Below are 19754 nucleotides of genomic sequence, written 5' to 3'. Positions count from 1 at the left end.
CTCGCAGACCGGGGGTGCGCGCTCAGAACGTGGTGCGTTCGCCGTCGATGACGCGGCGCGTGAGGTCCGTGACCGACGCGAGTTGCGCGTCGACGATGCGCTCGATCTCGGCGTCGACGTCGGCCACCGCGGTGCCGTTCTCGGTGACGACTTCCACGTCCGCGACGTGGGGCTCGTCGATCGGGCGGCCGATCTGTGAGAGCAGTCGCACCCGGAGGTCGCGGATGCCGTCGACCTCGGCGACGACCGCCTCGGCGATCTGCGTCGAAAGCAGGTTGTAGATCTTCCCGATGTGGTTGACCGGGTTCTTGCCGGACGTGGCTTCCATGCTCATGGCGCGGTTGGGGGTGATGAGGCCGTTGGCGCGGTTGCCGCGGCCGACGCTGCCGTCGTCGCCCTGCTCGGCGCTGGTGCCGGTGGTGGTGAGGTAGATCGAGCCCGACTCGTAGTCGTCGGCGGTGTTGACGTGGACGGTGACCTCGCGGTCCGTGTGCTCGGTGGCGAGATCGAAGACGTGCTCGCGGATGGCTTCGACCTGGGCGATGTAGGCGTCCATGTCCGGCACGTGGGCGTCCACGAGCGCGGCGGCGATCGTGAGGTCGATGTGGTCGTCTTCGCGTTTCCCCATCACTTTCACGTCCTCGCCGACCGCGGGCGTGTGCTCGGCGTACGGGCCGTTCAGCGAGCGCTCGGCTTCGAGGACGATGCGCTCGGTTTCGGTGAGCGGGGCGTGGCCGACGCCGAACGACGTGTCGTTGGCCATCGGCACGGCGGGGCCGTCGTCGTCGTCGGTGAACACGTCCTGGAGGTCCCCCGATCCCTCGCCGAGCTTGACGTCGACGATCACGTCGGTTTCGAGGTCCAGGTGGGGCAGCGTCTCACGCAGGTACTCGCGGGCGGCTTCCAGGGCGATGGATTCGACCGGGATGTGGTGTTCGGTGCCGTCGGCTTCGACGTAGTGGCTGGTGGCGCGACCGACGACCAGGATGTAGATCGGGTCGATGACGTTCCCGCCGCCGAACGCGGGGGCGGCGTCACCGGCGACGAGTTGGGTCTCGTCGGTGTTGAAGTGGAGGACGTGGCCCACCCGGTCGCGGTATTCCCGGGCGAGGGTTTCACAGACGTGTTCGGCGATGCCGTCGCAGATTGAGTCGGGGTGACCGAGCCCCTTTCGCTCGACGATTTCGACGGCGTCGTCCTCGACTGCGCTGCGGTCGAGAGACTGTACTTGGATGTTCCGGTCAGTCATTGGCTGAGCGTACCCGGTCTCGGTTCGTATAACTTCCGGAAACGGAGACGCCGACAATTATGCGTGCTACGCATTCGACGTGCGGAGGCCGAGATACGACGTGCGGATCTGATCGGTCGGATCCAACCCCAGACGCCGGAGCACCGCGTAGGCGTCCTCCCGAGCGCCAGAAACGGCGTGCTCGGCCTCGACGGTCGTCTCGATCTCGACGTACTCGCCGACGTCCTCGACGGCATCCAACAGCACAGTGAACCCCTCGAAGTGGTGTTTCGTGCGGAGCTTCCGCACCACCGCGGCCGACTCGAACCCGAGTTGCTCGATGATGGCCGCCATCTGTGCGTCGTCCCCGACCGCAGTCTCGAACTCCTCGCGGGTCTTCGACTCGGCCTCGACCAGCGGCCCCTTGTACGTGACGCGGGACTCGCCGTCGGCGCGCGCCGGCCCCGAAAGCACCGCATCGATGTCCGCCGTGAGGTCGTCGCCGCGCTCGAACCCCCGCGCAGCGGTGGCGACGCGCCGCAACCGGAACGCCTCATCGGTCTGCTCGAAGGCCCGGTGGGGCGCATCGTAATACGTGTCCGCCTGCGCAACCGTCGTGTGCTCGGCGGCATCCACGTCCGCGAGCGCCGCCCGAACCGTCTCGTACTCCCCCGGAACCTTCACTTCGACCTCATACATACGTTCGTACTCGGCACGCTGATTCAAAAAGACCGACGCTTCCCGGTCTCAATAGCCGTATAGTCCACTCCTAGCAGCGTTCAAGAGCACTGGCGGCACACACCGAGACGACATGGCCGCAAACAGCCCCACATGTGAGTCCCGCCCCACCGCAGGTTCACCGCTGCAGCTCACCGTTGTCCGGTACAGCGACGACGCCGACCGCGCGACGGTCACACCGGTGTCGGTCGTCGACGGCGACGTCACGACCACGTGGCTGTCGGTTGACGCGGGCGCTGTCGTGTCGTTGGCCGACGCCCGCTGACCGTCTCGCTCACCGGTTCGAAACGTGATTCTTAAGGATGGAACGAGAGTGCGTATTGGTATGAGCGACGAACCCGAGGCCGAGCAGGCCGACTCATCCAGCGACGAACAGGACGGATTCCAGACGGGCGACTTCGTTGAACTGTCGTATACGGCCTACACGGTCGACAGCGAGGAGCTTGTCGACACCACCGACGAGGAGATCGCCGAGTCGGAGGGCGTCGACACGGACGAACAGGAGTTCTCCCCGCGCACGATCGTCCTCGGTGAGGAGCACATCTTCGCAGCCGTCGAAGACGACATCGTCGGGCAGTCCGTCGGCGACGACGGAACCGTTCTCGTCGAGGAGGCGTTCGGCGAGTACGACGAGGACGAGGTCCGAACGGTCAGCGCCAACAAGATCCCCGAAGACGACCGCTACCCCGGCGCACACGTCGACGTCGACGGCGAGCACGGCCACGTCGAAGCCATCATCGGCGGGCGCGCCCGCGTCGACTTCAACCACCCGCTTGCCGGCGAGGACATCGAATACGAGTACGAGGTCCTCGACGAGATCACCGACCGCGAGCAGCAGGCCGTCGGCTTCCTGGAGATGATGTTCGACGTCGAACTCGACGTCGATCTCGTCACCGAGACCGTCGAGGAGGAGGTCACCGAGGAAACCGAGGACGGCGACGCCGAAACCACCACCGAGAGCGTCGAGAAGGAGACCCTCTACATCGAGCAGTCCCCGCAGCTCCAGTTCAACCAGCAGTGGATGATGGGCAAAAGCCAGGTGCTGTCCCAGGTCATCGACATGCTCGACATCGACCGCGTCATCGTCCAGGAGATCATCGACGGCCAGCCCGCCGGTATGCCGGGCATGGGCGGCATGATGGGCGGTGCGGGCGGCGACCTCGGGGACGTCGAGGACGCCCTCGAAGACGCCGACGTCGACGCCGACGAGATCGTCGACGAGCTCGACGACGAGTAACGCCACCACGCCGACTGTCGGCGAACGCGCGCGCCGACAGCCCGCAAAGCGTTTAATGCCCCCGTGAGTGCTGTGAGGTATGGCACGGAAACTCCTGAAGGCTGGTGTCGCGCTGTTGGTGATCGTCCTCGTCTGGAAGCTCTTTGCGGGCGGCGACGCCGAAGACCTCGAAGAGATCGACCGCATCGACTGAGTCGAACCACTTACGCGGCCCCCATTCCTACCGCGAACGTATGTACGGCGTCGTCACGCGGAACGCCGAGGAGCTGGACTGGCCGGAGTTCGAAACCGGGTTCTACGAAGTCAAGGACGTGACCGGCCGCCACGTCGACCCCGTGGAGAACGCCGTCAGCATGGTGTCGTGTTTCGGTGACAACGCCACCGCCGGCACCGACCCCGAGCTCGTTCCCGTCGACGACGACGGCAGGCCGGCGACCCGTGAGCGCCAGTACTTCGACTGGGCGTACATCTGCCCGCTGGCCGAGGACTACCGCAACGGCGTGCTCACCGTCGTGGAGACGTGCAGCGACGTGAGCGGCGACGTTCGACTCGACGACGTGGGGTTCCCGCGGGCGGAGTACTGTCACTGCGATCGCTGCACGGCGGCGTTCGAGGCGTCGGCGTTCGACGACTGGCAGGCGTGGCGCGCGGACGTCATCACGTCGTTCGTCGCGGACGCCGTCGACCGCATCGACGGCAAGACGTATCTCACGCTGTACCCGGATCCCTACCCGGGCCACCTCTACGAGCGGGCGGGCCTGGATCTCGACGCGCTCGCGGAGCTGGTCGACGAGTTCGTCGTTCCGCTGTACGACACCGCCTACGAGACCACGTACTGGATCGAAACCATCGCCGCGGGGTTCGAGGACGCGGTCGACGCGCCGTTCAGCATCGAGTTGTACGCGGTGAACGTCGACATCGAGAACCTGCTGCACGCCGCCGAGGTCGCCGCCGAATACGGCGAAGACGTGTTCTTCGGGTACGAAGCCAGCAACGCCCGGGCGGCGCTCCGCAGGCTGGACGCCGAGGACCGCGACGGCGTGTCGTTCGGGCCGGAGTGAGTCGCCGCCAGTAATCAATTCACTTTTGACTGCTGGGGTGGAATCGGATGCCATGAGCTTCGAGAAGGGCGACACGGTCGTGCTCCACGAGAAACACAGCGACTACGACGGCGAGGAGGGCGAGATCACGCAGACCGCCGAAACGATGTTCGGCGACGTGAACTACACGATCAGCTTCGAAGACGGCCAGGAAGCCGGCGTTCCCGAGGACAGCCTCGACCTCGTCGCGGAAGCCGACGACGACGACGACGCGGAAGCCGACGCCGAGTAACGAGTCTTTTACGCGTCGGCGGCGTACGCCGCCATCATGAGTGAGGTTCCGTTCCACTACATCGATCTCCGCGTGTTCTGCTACGACACGGAGGCCGACTCCCGGGTAGCGGACGCGCTGGGGCATTTCCTCCCGGAGGACGTCGAGATCGAGCGCACGGACAGCGAGGGGCATCTCGGCGACCGCATCGGCGTGCTGTCGACCCGCGTCGAGCGCGCCGACGACATGCGCCACGTGCTCGACCAGCTCCGGGACGGCGCTGACATCGAGCAGATCCGCGACCAGCTCGACGAGCGCGTCGACGACAACTGCTCGCTGTTCGTGCACCTCGACAAGCAGGCGGCGTACCTGGGGGACGCCCAGCTCGGGGACGGCATCTCACTGCGCGCGAAGGTCGAAGCCTACCCCGCGAAGAAGGACGCCGCCGTCGAGAACGCGCGGGACGCGCTCGCGGACTAGGACCCGGTCGGTGGCCGGCCCCTGATCCAAACTGGTTATCCTCCTCGACGTGGAGGGAACACGTATGAGCGACCGACTGGACGAGGTAGACAAGCGAATCCTCTACAACCTGGTTCGTGACGCGCGCAACACGTCCGCCCCCGACATCGCCGACGAGGTCAACGTGTCCGCAGGAACGATCAGAAACCGGATCACACATCTCGAAGCGGCGGGGATCATCCGCGGCTATCACGCGGTCGTCTCGTACCCACAGGTCGGCGGTCGGCTCACGAACCTCTACATCTGCACCAGCCCCGTGCCCGACCGGGATCGGCTGTCCAAGCAGGTCGCTGAGATCCCCGGCGTGGTGAGCGTCCGCCAGCTGATGAAAGGGCGCAGCAACCTCCACGTCACGGCTGTCGGCGACGACATGCAGGAGCTCACCCGGATCGCGAACGACCTGTCGGCGATCGGGCTGGACATCGAGGAGGAGAACCTGCTCCAAAGCGAGGAGATCCGGCCGTACCACGAGTTCGGCCCCGACGACTCCCAGGACGGACACACGATCGCGGATTTCATGGAGCTGTCCGGCGGTGCTGAGGTCGTGGAGCTGTCCGTGGCGGCGGACGCCGAGATCGCCGGGCATACGCTGCGCGAGGCCAACGAGCGTGGCGTCATCGAGTCCGACGTGCTGGTCGTTTCGATCGAGCGCGACGACGAGATGTTGACACCGCGCGGGGACACGAGGGTGCGTCCGGACGACCTGGTGACGGTGTTCTGCCGGGGCGGCATCAGCCAGGAGACGCTGTCGGTGTTCGGGAAACGCGGCTCGGCGACGGAGACTTAGTAGTACGAAATTCAGGCAGCCACAAACCCAGTGGAAACCAGCTAGCTTAAATTCCCTGTTCGGCAAACGAGAAGCCATGGTCGATCGTCTCGGAACAATCGCGCGCGACCTCGGGCGGATGCTTGAGGCGCTGGCCGGCCTCATCTTCGTTTCCGTGCTCGTCCCTCTCGTGTGGGGGGAGTTCTGGGTGGTGCCGGCGATGGTCGTCTCAGGACTCATCCCGCTAGTCGTGGGGCTCACGCTCAGGCGGACGTTCGAGCACGCCGCCGATCCCGGCCGGTTGCATGGCATGATGATCGCTGCGTCGGGGTGGTTTCTGGTCGCCGCGTTCGGTTCCGTGCCGTTCCTCCTGGCCGCATGGACCGCGCAGCTCGATCCCGGCATGCTCGACGTGCCGGCGCGGTTCACGGTCCCGGGAACCAGAACGTTCAGCACGCTTGCCGCGTTCCAGAACCCGCTCAACGGGTTCTTCGAGAGCATGAGCGGGTTCACCGGCACGGGGCTGACGATGGCCGACAACGAGGCCGCGCTGCCCCACACCCTGCAGTGGTGGCGGTCGTTCATCGAATGGGTCGGCGGCGTCGGCGTCATCGTGCTCACCACGGCGATCCTCGCGCGACCCGGCAGCGGCTCGCTGACCCTCTACGAGAGCGAGGCGCGCTCGGAGAAGATCCACCCCAGCATCGTCTCGACGGTGCGCACCATCTGGTGGATCTTCCTCCTGTTCACGTTCTTCTCGATCCTGCTCCTCTGGATCGCCGGGATGCCGATGTGGGACGCCATCAATCACGCGATGACCGGCCTCGCGACCGGTGGGTTCTCCATCACGGACAACTCGATCGCGACCTACGGGAGCGCCGCCATCGACTTCGCGCTCATCCCGGTGATGGTCCTGGGGAGCATCGCGTTCCCCATCCACTACCTCGTCCTCCAGGGCGACCTCCGCAACCTCTACACGGACCTCCAGACCCGGTGGGTGTTCGGGTTCTTCGCGCTCGGGACGGCGCTCCTGACGGCGGTCCTCCTCCAGCAGGGGTACTACGTGACCGAGTCAGTCGCCGTTGCCGGCGTCGTGCTGCATGGGTCGGCAGCGACGCTCTTCCAGACGGTCCGGTACGCGTTGTTCCAGTTCGTGTCCGCGGCCTCGTGTACGGGCTTCCAGACGGCGGGCGCGCTGGGGTCGGGGTGGACGGCCCCCGCGCAGTTGACCGTGGCGTTCGGCATGGTCGTTGGGGCTGCCGCCGGATCAACGGTCGGCGGCATCAAGCTGATTCGACTGCTCACGCTCGTGAAAGGCATTCTGTTCCGGATTCGGGGGGTGTTCTACCCGTCGGATGCCGTCCGCACGTTCCGCCTCGACGGGCGCGCGCTCTCCGACACCGAGGCCGCCCAGGAGTTCGAGGAGGCCGCGATCATCACGTTCCTCTGGCTCGTCTTCCTCGGGGTGGCGGCGTTCGTGTTCATGCTCGCGATCCCCATGGGGCCCGACGCGTACACCGTCGAGAACGTCCTCTTCGAGGTCGCGTCCGCGCAGGGCAACGTCGGGCTGTCCTCGGGCATCACCGGGCCGGGGATGCCGACGGTCACGAAGGCGATGTTCCTGTTCAACATGTGGATCGGTCGCCTGGAGATCATTCCGGTGTTGGTGCTCCTGCGTGGCCTGTTCAGCACGCTGGAGGTGTACGACTGATGCGCCTCGATGCGATCCCGGTTATCGGGCCGCTGCTGGCCGCTGGCGCCGACGACCGTGTCTTCGACGCGCTGCTCGTGTTGGGGCCGGTGGTCATCGTGGCCATCCGGCTGCTCGGCCGGACGCCCGTGTCGCTGGCGCTCGCGGTCGCGTACACCGTCGGGTTCGCCGCCTACATCCTCTCCGAGGCCATCCGCTAATTGAGGAGAGAAAAACTTAGCAGGGCGGAGATTTACGATGCAGTATGTACATTATAGTGGTCGGTGCTGGTGACATAGGATCGCAGGTCATCCAACTGCTCACGAAAAGCGCAAACGAGATCGTGGTCATCGAGACCGACCCCGACGTGGCCGACCAGGTGAGCCGGGACTACGACTGTCTCGTGTTGAACGCCGACGCCACGGCGAAGGACACGCTCGTCGACGCCGGCTCCGAGAAGGCCGACGCCATCATCACCACCACCGACCGCGACCCCACGAACATCATGGTGATGCTGCTGGCGGACGAACTCGACATCGAGTCGAAGGTGAGCGTCGTCCAGGACCCCGACAACATGGAGCTCTTCCGCCGGATCGGGGTGAACGTCCTCGAAAACCCCCAGCGCCTGATCGGGGAGTACCTCGTTCGAGCGGTCCAGCGCCCGTCGATCAAGGATTTCATGACGCTCGGCGGGGAGGCCGAAGTGTTCGAAATCACGGTGACCGAGGACGCACCGCTGGCCGAACAGACCCTCCAGGATGCGGACACCAACGGACTCCTCGGGGACGATGTCCTGGTTGTCGCCATCGAGCGCGGCGACGACGTCATCACGCCGCGCGGAGAGACAACGATCCACGCCGGCGACCTCATCACCGCGTTCTCCAAGAACGGCGTGACCAGCAGCGTCATGCAGACGTTCACCGGCTCGGAGTGAGCCACACGGGGTGCTCGACCGGCCGGCTGCGTGGTGTCGCCGGGCGGTGTCCGCCCGCGGGCAACAAGGGAGACCGCACGCGTTTTTACCGCGGGGTCGCCAACGTGTGAGCGTGTACGAGGCGGTGTGCGCCCACCCGGACGGAGACAGCACGGTCGCGCGGCTGGCGGCGACCGCGGCCAGCGCCGGCTACGACGGCATCGTGGTTCGGAACTGGGGGGCCACGAGCGCCGACCCGGACGCGGTCGGTGCGGACACGGACGCGGACGTTGTCAGGGGGACGACGGTGTCGGTGACGGACCGCGCCGGGGCCAGCGAGCGGATCCGCCGCCGCCGCGAGAACGCGGTGGTGGTGGCGGCGCGGGCGTCGTCGCCGTCGCTGAATCGGTTCGTCGCGGAGTCCGAGCGCGTGGACGTGCTCGCCGCGCCGATGGCCGACGGCGGGGACGTGAACCACGTCATCGTGAAGGCGGCGCGGACACACGGGGTGCGCTTGGAGTTCGATTTCGCCGGCGTGTTGCGGGCCAGCGGGGGCGACCGCGTGCAGGCGCTGCGGGGGCTGCGGAAGCTCCGGGAGCTCGTCGAGCACTACGACGCGCCGTTCGTGGTGAGCGGGCGGCCGGCCAGCCACCTGCACGTGCGGTCGCCCCGGGAACTGGTCGCCGTCGGCGCGGAGATCGGGTTCACGGACGCCCAGGTGCGGGCCGGCCTGCGGGAGTGGACGCACCTGGCGGCGCGGAACCGCCGGCGGCTGTCCGCGGAGTTCATTGCACCGGGGGTCAAACGTGGCCGGTATGAAGAAGACCCTTGAGGAGCACGCCGCGCGCTTCGACGACGTGGCCGCGGCCTACGACGACGACCAGACCCCGGAGTACAACGAGTGTGTGGCGCTGGTGCTGGAGCACGCTGACGTGGGCGGCGCGGACACGGTGCTGGATCTCGGCTGTGGCACGGGCGCGATCGCGCTCGGCCTCGCCGCGGACGCCGGCAGGGTCGTGGGTCGAGACATCAGCGACGGGATGCTGACGCAGGCCCGCGAGAAGGCGACCACACGCGGCGTGGACAACGTCGCGTTCGACACGGGGCGGTTCAGGGAGCCGAACTACGACGGCGACGCCGACGTGGTGGTGTCGAACTTCGCGATGCACCACCTGAGCGACGCCGAAAAGCGCAGTGCGATCGACACCATCGCCGGGCTGAACCCCCACCGGATCGTGCTCGGGGACGTGATGCTGTTCGGGGGGCCGAACCCCGATGACCCGTTCTACTCGCCGGCAGTCGACGACCCGGCGACCGTCGGCGTGCTCGCCGACGCGTTCACCGACGCCGGGTACGCGGTGACGGCGGTGGAGATGGTCCACGAGCAGGTCGGCGTGCTGGTGGCCGAGACGCGATGAAACACCTCCCCAAGCACGTGCGACCGCGGTGGCGGTATCTCGCCGTCGGGATCGAGGCGTGGCCCGACGCCGGGATCGAGCGCAGCGACTTCCAGCGCGCCCTGTGGTTTGCCGCCGGAAACCTGCTGGGCGACCCCGGCAGCGCCGACGCCGGGGTGCGTGTCGTCGCGTACTCGTTCCGGGACGGCCGCGGGGAGGCGCTGGTGCGGGCGCGCCGCGGGACCGTGTCACGAGCGCGCGCCGCGGTGGCCTGCGTGAGCGCGGTCCGAGAGCACCCCGTTCGGGTGTGCGTCCGCGGCGTCTCCGGGACGATGCGCGCCGCCAGGGAGCGGTATCTCGACGGCCTCGACACCCCCGAACGCCGGAGCGATGTCGCCTTCGACGGGGACGCCCGCGATGGCGTGTGCCGCGGGGAGAACGTCGACGTCGTTGCCGGCGACGATGGCTGGGTGGGGGCGCGCCGCCGGGACTGCGGGACGGACGGGGAGTGAGTGCGGTCGGCACCACGGGATGGGAGAAGGTCTTTTGGTGGCCCCGTCGAAGGAGTCAGTATGATTTCGCTTGACGACGCCGTGACCGCACGGCTGGAAACGCACGGCGAGCGCTTCGAGGTACTGGTGGACCCGGACGCGGCCCTGGAGATGCGACGCGACGAGTTCGACGGTGAGCTGACGGACGTGATCGCGGCCCGCGACGTCTTCGAGAACGCCTCCCGGGGCGACCGCCCGGCGGAGTCCGACCTGGAGACGGTGTTCGGGACGACCGAGCCCCTGGAGATCATCCCCGAGGTCATCGGCCAGGGCGAGATCCAGATCACCGCCGATCAGCGCGAGGCGATGCAACAGCGCAAGAAGCGCAGCCTCATCAACACGATCTCGCGCAACGCCATCAATCCACAGATGGACGGCGCACCGCATCCACCCGACCGCATCGAGAGCGCGCTCGACGAGGCGGGGTTCACTGTCGATCCGATGACGCCCGCCGACGAACAGGTCGACGACGCCCTGGAGGCGCTGCGGCCCGTCATCCCGATCCGGTTCGAGGAGATGACCGTCGCCGTCCAGTTGCCCGCCGACTACGCGGGCAGCGGGCAGGCGAAACTCCGCGAGTTCGGCGAACTGGAGCGCGAGGAGTGGCAGGCCGACGGCTCGTGGGTGGGCGTCATCACGTTCCCCGCGGGCATGCAAGACGAGTTCTACGGCCGCGTCAACGAGGTGTCCGAGGGCAACGGCGAGACCAGTGTCGTGAAGGACAAAGACGAGCTGAAGACGCGGTAGGCCGCCGCGCCGGAGGCTTAAGTGCGCCGGGTGCGTACCGTACAGAGAGTGACCGGAGACACCACGGCGACGGCCGTCGTCGCGAAGCGCGTCGACGATGGCACACCCGAGACAGCCGAGATCAGGGATCTCGTCCAGGCTGCGGGCTACGAGTTGGTCGGCGAAGTCACCCAGTCGCGGACCGCGGACCCGGCGTTGCAGTTGGGCGCGGGGAAGGTGACGGAGCTCGCCGAGCGCGTTGCGCGCACCGACGCCGACCGCGTGGTCTTCGACAACCGGCTGGGTCCCTATCAGACGTTCAACCTCGGCCAGGAGCTGCCCGACGGCACCGAGGTCGTCGATCGGTTCCGGCTGATCCTGGACATCTTCGGGCAGCGCGCCAACACCCGAAAGGCACAGCTACAGGTGGAGCTCGCGGAGTTGCGCTACGAGCTGCCCCGCGCGGAGGCCAAAACCAGCCTCGCCAAGCGCAACGAGCGGCCGGGGTTCATGGGGCTCGGCGAGTACGACGAGAGCCGCGAGCAGGACATCAAAGCCCGCATTTCGCGGATCCGCGACGAGCTGTCGAACATCGAGAAAACCGAGCAGCAGCGCCGCGAAACCCGCCGGGAGTCCGGGTTCGACCTGGTGGCGCTGGCTGGGTACACGAACGCCGGCAAATCCACGCTGTTGCGCCGGCTGGCCGCCGACGTCGCGGTCGACGAGAACGACGACCGGCATCCGGATCTGGACACCACCGCGGAGTCCCAGGACGACCTGTTCACCACGCTGGGGACGACGACGCGCCGGATGGAGCTGGCGCGGCGGGACGTCCTGTTGACGGACACGGTCGGGTTCATCAGCGACCTGCCACACTGGCTCGTGGAGTCGTTCAAATCCACGCTGGAATCGGTCTACCAGGCGGACCTCGTGTTGCTCGTGGTGGACGCCAGCGAACCCCTGGCGGACATCCAGGAGAAGCTCGCGACCAGCCACGACACGCTGTACGAGCGCAACGAAGCCCCGATCGTCACGGTGTTCAACAAGACCGACCGGGTTGAAGACGCGGCGCTCGCCGAGAAGATGGAGGCGCTGGCGGCGCTCGCGCCGGCCCCGGTCGCGGTCAGCGCCCGAGACGCCAGCAACCTCGAGGAGCTGCGCGAGCGCATCGACGCGGCGCTCCCGGCGCGCGAGCGCGAACGCCTCGTGCTCCCGATGACCGAGGACACGATGAGCGTGGTTTCCTGGGTGCACGACCACGCCCACGTGCGGACGGTCGATTACGGCGACCAGGAGGTCGTGATCGACTTCGAGGCGCGCCCGACGATCGTGGAGCGCTCGCACGCGAAGGCCAGCGACCTGGTGGCCGAAGCGTAGCCGCCGCGATCACTCCGGGTGGTGTTTCTCCTTCGTGTCGACGCCGACGTTCTCGATGGCCGTGCCAGGGTACTGGCCGTCGGCGTCCTTCTCGGCGGCTTTCACCATGTCCCAGACGACGTTGAGTCCGGTCGTGACGCCCTCCAACGCCTCCATCTCGCAGCCGGTCTTGCCAGTGGTCTCGACGGCGACCTCCAGTACGACGCGGTCGTCTCGCACGTCGAAGGTCGTGTCGACGTTCGTGATGGGAATCTGGTGGCACATCGGGATCGTCTCCCAGGTGTGTTTGACCGCCTGGATCGCACCCACCCGGGCCGTCGCGAGCACGTTCCCTTTCCCGATGCCGTCGTCACGGACGGCGTCGATGGTCGACTCCGCGAGGTGGAGGTCGCCGCTGGCGACCGCGCGCCGCGCCGTGTCCGGCTTCGAGCCCACGTCCACCATCTGCGCGTCGCCGTCGGCGGTCGTATGCGTGAGGGCGTCGTCGTCGCCGTCAGGCATCCTGGCCACCCCAAATGGCGGCGGGCAGTGCGTCACAGATGTCGGTCGCGAGCAGCCCGTGCCCGCGGGCCTCAGCGGCGCGCTCACCGGCCCCACCAGTGGCGTACGCGGCAGCGCTTGCAGCCTGGATGGGGGGTTGTGTCGCGAGCATCGCGGCGGCCGTGCCCGCCAACACGTCGCCCGTGCCGCCGACGGTCATCCCGGGCGTCCCGGATCTGTTGACGCGCGTCGTGTCACCGTCGGAGAGCACGTCTCGCGCGCCGGTCACCAGCAGCGTCTGCCCCAGTTCGGCGGCGAACCCTTCGACGGCGTCCCGGGACGGCTGCGAGCCGTCAACAGTCGGGCCGCCCATCGCCCGCAGCTCTCCCCGGTGGGGCGTGCACACGAGGGTGGCGTCGGTCTCCACGTCGGGAACAGCCGTGAGGGCGTCAGCGTCGACGACCGCGCGCCCCTCGAAGGCCGCGAGGAACGCCGCGACGGCGGCCTGCGTGGTGTCGGCGTCGCCGAGCCCGGGCCCGATCACGACGGCGTCAGCGTCTTCGGCGCGCGCCAGCAGGTCGGGCACGTGTTCCTCGACGAGTCGCGTCCCGACCACGCTGTCGACGATGAACGTCTCGTCGAACCCCTGGACTTCGGCCGCAACGGCGTCCGGGACGGCAAGCCGCACGAGGTCAGCGCCGGCGCGGAGCGCGGCCTGCGCGCAGAGCGCCGGCGCGCCGGTGTACGGGCCGCCGCCGATCACGAGCACGGACCCGGCGTCGCCTTTGTGTCCGTGGGGGTCGCGGTCGACCCCCAGCAGGTCGCCCGGCCCGACGACGGTTTCAGCCGCCTCGGGAATGCCGATGTCGGCGACGGTGACGTGGTCGTGGTCGGCCAGCCCGGGTGTGGTGTCGTGGAACGTGACCACGCGGTCAGCGTCGACGGCACTTCCGGGCGTCGCACCCGTGTCGGCGTCCAGCCCGGACGGCACGTCTACGGCGACGGTGGGGGCGTCCGTGGCGTTGATGCGTTCGATCGCCGTCGCCTCGGGCTCCCGGGGCGGCCCCGAGATCCCCGTTCCGAGGAGCGCGTCCACGACGACATCGGGGTCGTCGAGTGCGAGGGCGTGGGCGTCGCGCACTGTCGTGGTGTCGTAGCCGCCGGCCTGCAGGGCGTCCCAGTTCGCGCGGCTGATCCGGTCGTTGATCGACTCGGGGCGGCCGAGCAGGCTGACCGACACCGCGTAGTCGTCGAGGAAGCGCGCCGCCGCGAACGCGTCGCCGCCGTTGTTACCGCGGCCGGCGACGATGGCGACGCTCGCGCCGGGGTCCGCGACGCGTTTGACCGCGCGCCCGACGGCGTGTCCGCTTGACTCCATGAGCTGCGCCCGGGGAACGCCGAGCGCAGCGGCGTTGCGGTCGACTGCTGCCATCCGGTCGCTTGAGATCACGCCCGACTGTTCGGCGGCCGCGCTAAAAGAGTGTGGTGTCGTCAGACGGGAGCGGCGATTCAAACCACATCCAGATGCTTCCTGAGAATCTAACCCCCTGTCCGTTGTGACCTGTTTTTGACTTGGGGGGTGTTCCCGATTATGAGTGAAATATGCCGGACGGTCTGATCGGATACCTACAACTAATACGTCATTTCGTCGGAATATGGATGAGGCCAAAATAATCGCCTATATACCACAATATAGCAAGAAAACCACAAAACGCTGTGAAGAATCGCATTTCGCGTGTTGAAAATAGGCCATAAAGTGGCTTAATGTCGTACGGCATGAAGGGATACATCAAGGGGTGGTGAAATGCATCAATTGTTACATGGATCATCGATCCGAGAAAAGCAGCAATAGCAATTCTCGTCACTGAGACCCGCTGGTGAAGGTTTATTGACTCCATCAGTTTGTCTAACTCAGGCCGGATCAGTACCATGCCTATGGTTAGGACCATAGAGAAGAGTATTGCACCGAGATATGTGTGCATCCAGCTGTGCCTCGGACCTGGCCAGAGTCCAAACACAACAAGAGCAGCTCGCCAGTCAATGATCACGTTCGCTATTACAAACGTGGGAAAATCAATATACTTCACCAATAGCAGTCCAAATAGAAGCCCGGGGCCGAAATGAAATAGTGTAAATGGCATGATAGTCATCACAATGTCGTTTTGATATTTAGATCTGCTGTATATGTGTCACCTACGTGTATGATAATTCATGGGTTGTGTCCCTGCTGGCGCCACGCCGCCGTCAGAGACAAGACATTCCCGCAAACGAACATGCCCCGGTCGTTCTGGGGTGTTCCGATGATTTCCGTAACAAGACCGGCTCACGACGTGCATTCTCTGCGGCATCATCCGCCGGGGAGCCAGTAATCGAGCACACCTTCCACCTTCCCAGAAGGTGTTGCCACTAGTCCGTCGGGATGGTCTCCGCTGCTCGGAGACATCCCTGAGAAGACATATCCAATCCCGACTGACAGGTTATGTGTACCTCACGTGCCACCATCTACGAGACAGTGGCGAACTCAGCCAGATCCGAACACGTACGAATCGTTTATATGTTCTGACATTCAGTTTGAAGAGTATGAATCGAGACAAGTTATTGAAATTGGGATTAGTGATTATCCTCTTCCTAGCTGTTTCAATATTTATTGAGATTGGAATGATAGGTTTTTTGAACACAGACACTGCTGGTAAGGGAGGTCCTACGATATTCGGTGGCGGGACAGGCCATTATACTGAAAACATTCCTGAATTTGGTACATATACGGTAACTATTATTGGAAACGGAACTAGTGTAAATAGCTCGTACGTTGTCAGTGCTAAGGTAAATTCAACTGACACGCGCTCACGATATAATATTCAAACTTCTGGAAAACGGTATGAAATATACTATGATGGGAATGATTCGTATTTGAACGGACCCGATTCCGATCGTAATGTGTCTATGTTTGATGGTGATATTGTCACTGCCAACCCGGCAGGAATATCATCATATCTACCTAGTGAGGTACAATATGACTATATTGGTCCAGAATCCATAAGCGGGACCTCTGTCTCTCTGTTCGAAGCTACAGAGCCTCCAAATCCAGGACGATCTATCGAGATATACGATTATAGCAGTAGAGATAAGCTAGTTTACAATAGTAGTGAGATTGAACAATCTTCGTTTAAAGTTTACGTTGCTAAAGGGGATATAGTCCGTCGGATTGAACTCAACATCACCCTTACAAATGGTGAATATATTGAGAACACAGTAATATTTTCAGATCTAGGAACTTCTAACGCTAGTAAACCAGACTGGCTATCCCAAGATAATTTAACGTCGTTCAGAGATCTCACAGGACCGACTGAAGGATCGTGTTTAGTTGAGGGTGAAAAGTGAGGCGGGAGAATTTCCTGGTGTCCATGCCAGAAATCACCCGCCTCAGTGGTCATAGAGGGTGGATTTTGTGGAGCGCGAACGGACACCCGAGTGGATAGCGGCGCAGGGTATTCAATCGCACATCACGGGACTGTCGCTGACGAATGCCGTCGAATTGCTCGAAGATCCGGGTGTCCAACGCAGCCGGACGGCGGTCCACGATCGGGTGCAGAGTTTCGCTTGCTGGCACACTGCGCCAAACCACCCGTCAGACCGCCAGCGTCGTCAGCGGCGGGGTGTCGGCTGTGGTCTCGAGCACCACAGTGTGGCCGTCCTGGCTGATGACCGGGTCGGCGAGTGTGGCGTCGGCGGCCGCAACCAGTCGCCGTGTCTCGCCCACTGACAGGTCCGCTGCGTCCAAGACCGCGCCGTACTGAAGGCGCGTGTCGGCGTCGTCACGAGTGGTCACCGAGACACCGACCGCCGAGGCGTGCGCCAGGAGTGCGTCGAGTGTGTCGGGGATGTCGTGGAGCGCAGCCCGAACCGCGGGACGGGCGTCGGCGCTCAGCGACGCGTATCCGACGGCGTCCCCGGAGAGCGCGTCCCGCAGGCCGCCGAACGTGTCCGCGTCGCCGTCGAACCCGGTCGACGAGCGCGCCGCGTCGATGTGTGCGTGCGCCCGGGTCAGCGACGGGGCGTGACCCACCCGGATCGCGGCGTCGCTGATCGAAACCGCGTGTGTCGTGTCGGTTCCCTCGAACCTGGCGGCGTCGGCGTCGCGCGCTGAAACGTCGGTGAGCGCGGCGTCGGCACGCGCCTCCGACCGGACGGCGGCGGCATCAAACGATCCGTGGACGGTCAGACAGCCTGCAACGTGTTCGGGCGACCGCGCAACGCCGGCCGTGACGTGCGTGCTGTCGCTCGCTGTGATCGAGTCGTAGCGCTGAGTGATGCTGCGCAGCCTGTTGGTGACCGTCTGCGGGAGGGCGACGTGGCTGCGAACGCCGGGCACGGCGGCGCCAGCCGCAACCACGGGCGCGTCGGTGACCGCGCGTGGGTCGTACAACTCGCGAGTTGGGGCTGCCGCAGCGGGCGCGCTCGTGACGAGGGGGACAGCGGCGAGCGCGCCGACGGTCCGCAGGAGGCGTCGTCTGGAGGGCATTGCGTTGACTTATGTTTCAACTAAAATACGTGCTGTGGTTCGGCGTCGGGGCTGTCTGGGCCGCTCATTCGGTCGGTTCGGGGGCGGATCCCCCGCTGCGAAGGTAATGGAACAGATACGTCTGCGTGTAGCCGGCGTGTGGTCCGAGGTGTTCCCGGAACGCCCGCGAGGTGTCCTCGTAGCGCCCGCGCTCGCAGTCGGGGTAGTGATCCTCGATGGCGGTCTGCATCCACGTGTCGAGGGGCACGGCGGCGAGATAGCCAAGCGAGAACAACAACACGCAGTCAGCGACCTTGTTCCCGACGCCCACGAAGTCGGTCATTGTCTCGCGCGCCAGCTCGTACGCGCGGCCATCGATATCCCGCTTCGTGAGTTCGCCCGACGCCACCATCGCAGCAGTCCGCTGGACGTAGGGGGCGCGGTAGCCGAGCTTGAGGTCGCGGAGGTCGGACTCCGTGGCGGCTGCCAGTGCCGACGGCTCGGGGACGCTATAGACCGTCTGGCCGTCGAACGTGATCGGCGTGCCGTACTCCCGGCGGAGCCGTTCTTGCATCTCGAAGATCCGTTCGACCCGCATCTGGGCCGAGCAGATGAACGAAACCAGGCAGCCGAAAAACGGGTCGCGGACGATCCGGAGACCGTCGTAGGCGTCCCACGCGGCTGTGATGAGGGGGTCGCTGCGAGCGGCACCGCGAACGGCGTCTAAGTCGTCGTGGAGGCCGAGCGCGTCGCGAACGATGGGGGCAGCGTCGGTCGTGCCACGCCACTCGATTGCGGTTGCGGTCTGGCGGACGTCGATGACGTCGTCGTCGATGACGGTCCGGTACCAGGCGTCGCCGCCCGAGAGGCCGTCGGTGCGGTAGGTGTCGCCGTCGGGACGCCACCACAGGTAGGTTTGCCCGCTTTCGAGGGTGGCTTGCACGTCGACGGCACCTGGCACGTCGTCGAGAGGAATCGCCCCGCGTTCCATGGCCGTGTTCGGTGATCCCGACGAAAGGCCCCATCGATCCGGGCCAAAGTTCTTCTATAATGGTTGCGAACGTCACACGTGAGCATGGATTGTAGGGTGGTCGTCGAGGCTGCAGTCCCAGTGTACGACGTGCAGTCCACCGACGAAGCGGTACGCATCGCCATCTCGAAGACGGGCGAAATGCTGAACCCGGATCTGAACTACGTCGAGATAGAGATGGGGTCGCGGTCCTGTCCGCACTGCGGGACGGACACGGAACCAGCGTTCGTCGCTGCCGACGAGAGCCTCGTCGCGCTTGAGCTCTCGATGACGGTGTTCAACGTCGAACGCGACGAGCACGCCGCGCGCATCGCGCGCAAGGAGATCGGCCAACGCCTAGCGAACATTCCCCTGGCGGTGCTTGAGGTCGACACCGTCACGGACGACGACACCCAGGAGTCGACCGGTGGGGACACCGAGACGGCGTAGCACCGGCCACCGGCGGCGCAGTGGCTGTCGGCTGGCGTCGATAGAGCGCCGACGTGGATCCGTCGTGCGTGGAGATCAGTCCGCAGAAGCGGGAACAGCTTCGGTCTCGTCGTCTTCGGTTGCCATCGTGGATGTGATACCGCCGGCGAGCGCAAAGACAGCGGCCTTGTGGTCGGTCTTGGATTTGTGGATCGAGGTCGGCCGTACGCCGAGGTCGTTGTAGTCGGTCAGGTCAACGTCCTCTGCTGCGTTCTCCTCGTAGTAGTTGCTGACCTCGGCGAGAAGGCCGTGAAGGTGGATGAGCTCCTGCTTCTTCATGACAACACGTCCTTACGGTCACGGGGTTATAGTATTATCCTGAGAGGCATTCACACGCCCGTGTGTGAACGCGAGTGAGGTTGTAGCGCGTTTCTGGGTCGTCCTGAAACCCTTTTGTGGTGGCCACCACTTCCGAATGGTATGGACTACGAAGAGCAACTCGACCGCGCAATGGACGAAAAGCCCGACGTCACGGGCAGTGAAACCCGATTCGAGGTCCCCGATCCGAACGTCAGAAAGGAGGGCAACGTGACGGTGTACGAGAACTTCCAGGCGACGCTGGACGCGCTGAGCCGGACACAGGATCACGTCCTGAAGTTCCTCCAGAACGAAGTCGGGACGAGCGCCAGCATCGACGAGAGCGGGCGCGCGCGACTCACCGGTGAGTTCGGCCAACGGCGGGTCTCGGACACCCTGGACGCGTACGTCGAAACGTACGTCACGTGTCCCGAGTGTGGGCTTCCGGACACCAACCTAGAGACCGACGGCGACACGATACAACTGCACTGCGAGGCCTGTGGCGCGCGCTCGACAGTGTAGGGC

Annotated in this window: 25 protein-coding genes and 2 pseudogenes; 18 read left to right on the top strand and 9 right to left on the bottom strand. The window is 65.3% G+C overall.

The features are described from left to right. Positions 1-22: 22 nt before the first annotated feature. Positions 23-1249, bottom strand: coding sequence for a methionine adenosyltransferase (locus tag ACOZ32_RS10450; protein ID WP_424335205.1), 1227 nt, complete (start codon positions 1247-1249; stop codon positions 23-25). Positions 1250-1315: 66 nt separating this feature from the next. Next, positions 1316-1927: a class IV adenylate cyclase gene (cyaB, locus tag ACOZ32_RS10445; protein ID WP_010902939.1), complete on the bottom strand. Its 612-nt coding sequence runs from the start codon at positions 1925-1927 to the stop codon at positions 1316-1318. 112 nt (positions 1928-2039) lie between these two features. On the opposite strand from cyaB, the gene ACOZ32_RS10440 reads away from it, so the two are divergent. The 14 genes from ACOZ32_RS10440 to hflX all read left to right on the top strand — a co-directional run bounded on the left by ACOZ32_RS10440 (position 2040) and on the right by hflX (position 12453). Continuing rightward, entirely contained in the window at positions 2040-2231 is a 192-nt protein-coding gene (locus ACOZ32_RS10440) for a DUF7511 domain-containing protein (RefSeq protein ID WP_010902938.1), read from the top strand. A gap of 60 nt (positions 2232-2291) precedes the next feature. Further along, a complete protein-coding gene (locus ACOZ32_RS10435) occupies positions 2292-3203 on the top strand; it encodes an FKBP-type peptidyl-prolyl cis-trans isomerase (RefSeq protein WP_010902937.1) in 912 nt (303 codons plus the stop codon). Between the two features lie 233 nt (positions 3204-3436). Further along, positions 3437-4264, top strand: a complete 828-nt coding sequence (locus ACOZ32_RS10430; RefSeq protein ID WP_010902935.1) for a hypothetical protein — start codon at positions 3437-3439, stop codon at positions 4262-4264. 52 nt (positions 4265-4316) lie between these two features. Next, on the top strand, positions 4317-4535 hold the full coding sequence (locus ACOZ32_RS10425; protein WP_205251823.1) for a DUF1918 domain-containing protein: 219 nt from the start codon (positions 4317-4319) through the stop codon (positions 4533-4535). 36 nt (positions 4536-4571) lie between these two features. Then, the gene (locus ACOZ32_RS10420; RefSeq protein ID WP_010902933.1) at positions 4572-4994 is read left to right on the top strand and encodes an RNA-binding protein; all 423 of its coding nucleotides are present in this window, start codon (positions 4572-4574) and stop codon (positions 4992-4994) included. 64 nt (positions 4995-5058) lie between these two features. Then, positions 5059-5820 carry an Lrp/AsnC family transcriptional regulator gene (locus ACOZ32_RS10415; RefSeq protein WP_010902932.1) on the top strand — a complete coding sequence of 254 codons (762 nt, stop codon included), beginning with the start codon at positions 5059-5061 and terminating at the stop codon, positions 5818-5820. Between the two features lie 76 nt (positions 5821-5896). Next, positions 5897-7510 carry a TrkH family potassium uptake protein gene (locus ACOZ32_RS10410; protein ID WP_010902931.1) on the top strand — a complete coding sequence of 538 codons (1614 nt, stop codon included), beginning with the start codon at positions 5897-5899 and terminating at the stop codon, positions 7508-7510. After that, positions 7510-7710 carry a hypothetical protein gene (locus ACOZ32_RS10405; protein ID WP_010902930.1) on the top strand — a complete coding sequence of 67 codons (201 nt, stop codon included), beginning with the start codon at positions 7510-7512 and terminating at the stop codon, positions 7708-7710. The genes ACOZ32_RS10410 and ACOZ32_RS10405 overlap by 1 nt, the downstream gene beginning before the upstream one ends. A 44-nt stretch (positions 7711-7754) precedes the next feature. Beyond that, positions 7755-8423: a potassium channel family protein gene (locus ACOZ32_RS10400; protein WP_205252728.1), complete on the top strand. Its 669-nt coding sequence runs from the start codon at positions 7755-7757 to the stop codon at positions 8421-8423. Between the two features lie 112 nt (positions 8424-8535). Then, a complete protein-coding gene (locus ACOZ32_RS10395; RefSeq protein ID WP_012289302.1) occupies positions 8536-9234 on the top strand; it encodes an RNase P subunit p30 family protein in 699 nt (232 codons plus the stop codon). Next, positions 9218-9820, top strand: coding sequence for a class I SAM-dependent methyltransferase (locus tag ACOZ32_RS10390; RefSeq protein ID WP_235157786.1), 603 nt, complete (start codon positions 9218-9220; stop codon positions 9818-9820). The genes ACOZ32_RS10395 and ACOZ32_RS10390 overlap by 17 nt, the downstream gene beginning before the upstream one ends. Continuing rightward, positions 9817-10311, top strand: a complete 495-nt coding sequence (locus tag ACOZ32_RS10385; RefSeq protein ID WP_010902926.1) for an Rpp14/Pop5 family protein — start codon at positions 9817-9819, stop codon at positions 10309-10311. Before ACOZ32_RS10390 ends, ACOZ32_RS10385 begins: the two co-directional genes overlap by 4 nt. A gap of 60 nt (positions 10312-10371) precedes the next feature. Beyond that, positions 10372-11097, top strand: a complete 726-nt coding sequence (locus tag ACOZ32_RS10380) for a ribosome assembly factor SBDS (RefSeq protein ID WP_010902925.1) — start codon at positions 10372-10374, stop codon at positions 11095-11097. A 48-nt stretch (positions 11098-11145) separates the two neighbouring features. Further along, complete coding sequence (hflX, locus tag ACOZ32_RS10375; RefSeq protein WP_010902924.1) at positions 11146-12453, top strand: GTPase HflX; 1308 nt, start codon at positions 11146-11148, stop codon at positions 12451-12453. Positions 12454-12462: 9 nt separating this feature from the next. On the opposite strand, the gene moaC is transcribed toward hflX, so the two are convergent. The 4 genes and pseudogenes from moaC to ACOZ32_RS10355 form a co-directional block, all read right to left on the bottom strand. Then, positions 12463-12954 carry a cyclic pyranopterin monophosphate synthase MoaC gene (moaC, locus tag ACOZ32_RS10370; RefSeq protein ID WP_010902923.1) on the bottom strand — a complete coding sequence of 164 codons (492 nt, stop codon included), beginning with the start codon at positions 12952-12954 and terminating at the stop codon, positions 12463-12465. After that, positions 12947-14383 carry an NAD(P)H-hydrate dehydratase gene (locus ACOZ32_RS10365; RefSeq protein ID WP_235157788.1) on the bottom strand — a complete coding sequence of 479 codons (1437 nt, stop codon included), beginning with the start codon at positions 14381-14383 and terminating at the stop codon, positions 12947-12949. The genes moaC and ACOZ32_RS10365 overlap by 8 nt, the downstream gene beginning before the upstream one ends. Before the next feature lie 190 nt (positions 14384-14573). After that, positions 14574-15074, bottom strand: a complete 501-nt coding sequence (locus ACOZ32_RS10360) for a hypothetical protein (RefSeq protein WP_424335204.1) — start codon at positions 15072-15074, stop codon at positions 14574-14576. 71 nt (positions 15075-15145) lie between these two features. Beyond that, a pseudogene (locus ACOZ32_RS10355) lies at positions 15146-15352 on the bottom strand (IS66 family transposase); the annotation flags it as partial. 161 nt (positions 15353-15513) lie between these two features. Here ACOZ32_RS10355 and ACOZ32_RS10350 point away from each other — a divergent pair. Together ACOZ32_RS10350 and ACOZ32_RS10345 are read left to right on the top strand one after the other, a co-directional pair. Then, on the top strand, positions 15514-16314 hold the full coding sequence (locus ACOZ32_RS10350; RefSeq protein WP_235157790.1) for a hypothetical protein: 801 nt from the start codon (positions 15514-15516) through the stop codon (positions 16312-16314). A 23-nt stretch (positions 16315-16337) separates the two neighbouring features. After that, positions 16338-16525: pseudogene (locus ACOZ32_RS10345) on the top strand (IS6 family transposase); the annotation flags it as partial. 36 nt (positions 16526-16561) lie between these two features. Here the strand turns inward: ACOZ32_RS10345 and ACOZ32_RS10340 are convergent. Further along, a complete protein-coding gene (locus tag ACOZ32_RS10340; protein WP_010902919.1) occupies positions 16562-17455 on the bottom strand; it encodes a hypothetical protein in 894 nt (297 codons plus the stop codon). Positions 17456-17519: 64 nt separating this feature from the next. Then, the gene (locus ACOZ32_RS10335; RefSeq protein ID WP_010902918.1) at positions 17520-18425 is read right to left on the bottom strand and encodes a DNA-3-methyladenine glycosylase family protein; all 906 of its coding nucleotides are present in this window, start codon (positions 18423-18425) and stop codon (positions 17520-17522) included. Between the two features lie 84 nt (positions 18426-18509). Here ACOZ32_RS10335 and ACOZ32_RS10330 point away from each other — a divergent pair, with 84 nt between their 5' ends. Next, complete coding sequence (locus tag ACOZ32_RS10330; RefSeq protein WP_010902917.1) at positions 18510-18893, top strand: DUF555 domain-containing protein; 384 nt, start codon at positions 18510-18512, stop codon at positions 18891-18893. A 75-nt stretch (positions 18894-18968) separates the two neighbouring features. Here ACOZ32_RS10330 and ACOZ32_RS10325 read toward each other — a convergent pair whose 3' ends face one another. Then, a complete protein-coding gene (locus ACOZ32_RS10325) occupies positions 18969-19211 on the bottom strand; it encodes a UPF0058 family protein (protein WP_010902916.1) in 243 nt (80 codons plus the stop codon). A 141-nt stretch (positions 19212-19352) separates the two neighbouring features. Here ACOZ32_RS10325 and ACOZ32_RS10320 point away from each other — a divergent pair, with 141 nt between their 5' ends. After that, the gene (locus ACOZ32_RS10320; protein ID WP_010902915.1) at positions 19353-19751 is read left to right on the top strand and encodes a translation initiation factor IF-2 subunit beta; all 399 of its coding nucleotides are present in this window, start codon (positions 19353-19355) and stop codon (positions 19749-19751) included. The last annotated feature ends 3 nt before the right edge of the window (positions 19752-19754 follow it).

The organism is Halobacterium sp. MBLA0001 (genome assembly GCF_049705385.1).
In the GTDB taxonomy this organism is placed as follows: domain Archaea; phylum Halobacteriota; class Halobacteria; order Halobacteriales; family Halobacteriaceae; genus Halobacterium; species Halobacterium salinarum.
This window is presented reverse-complemented; position numbering and strand designations above follow the sequence as displayed.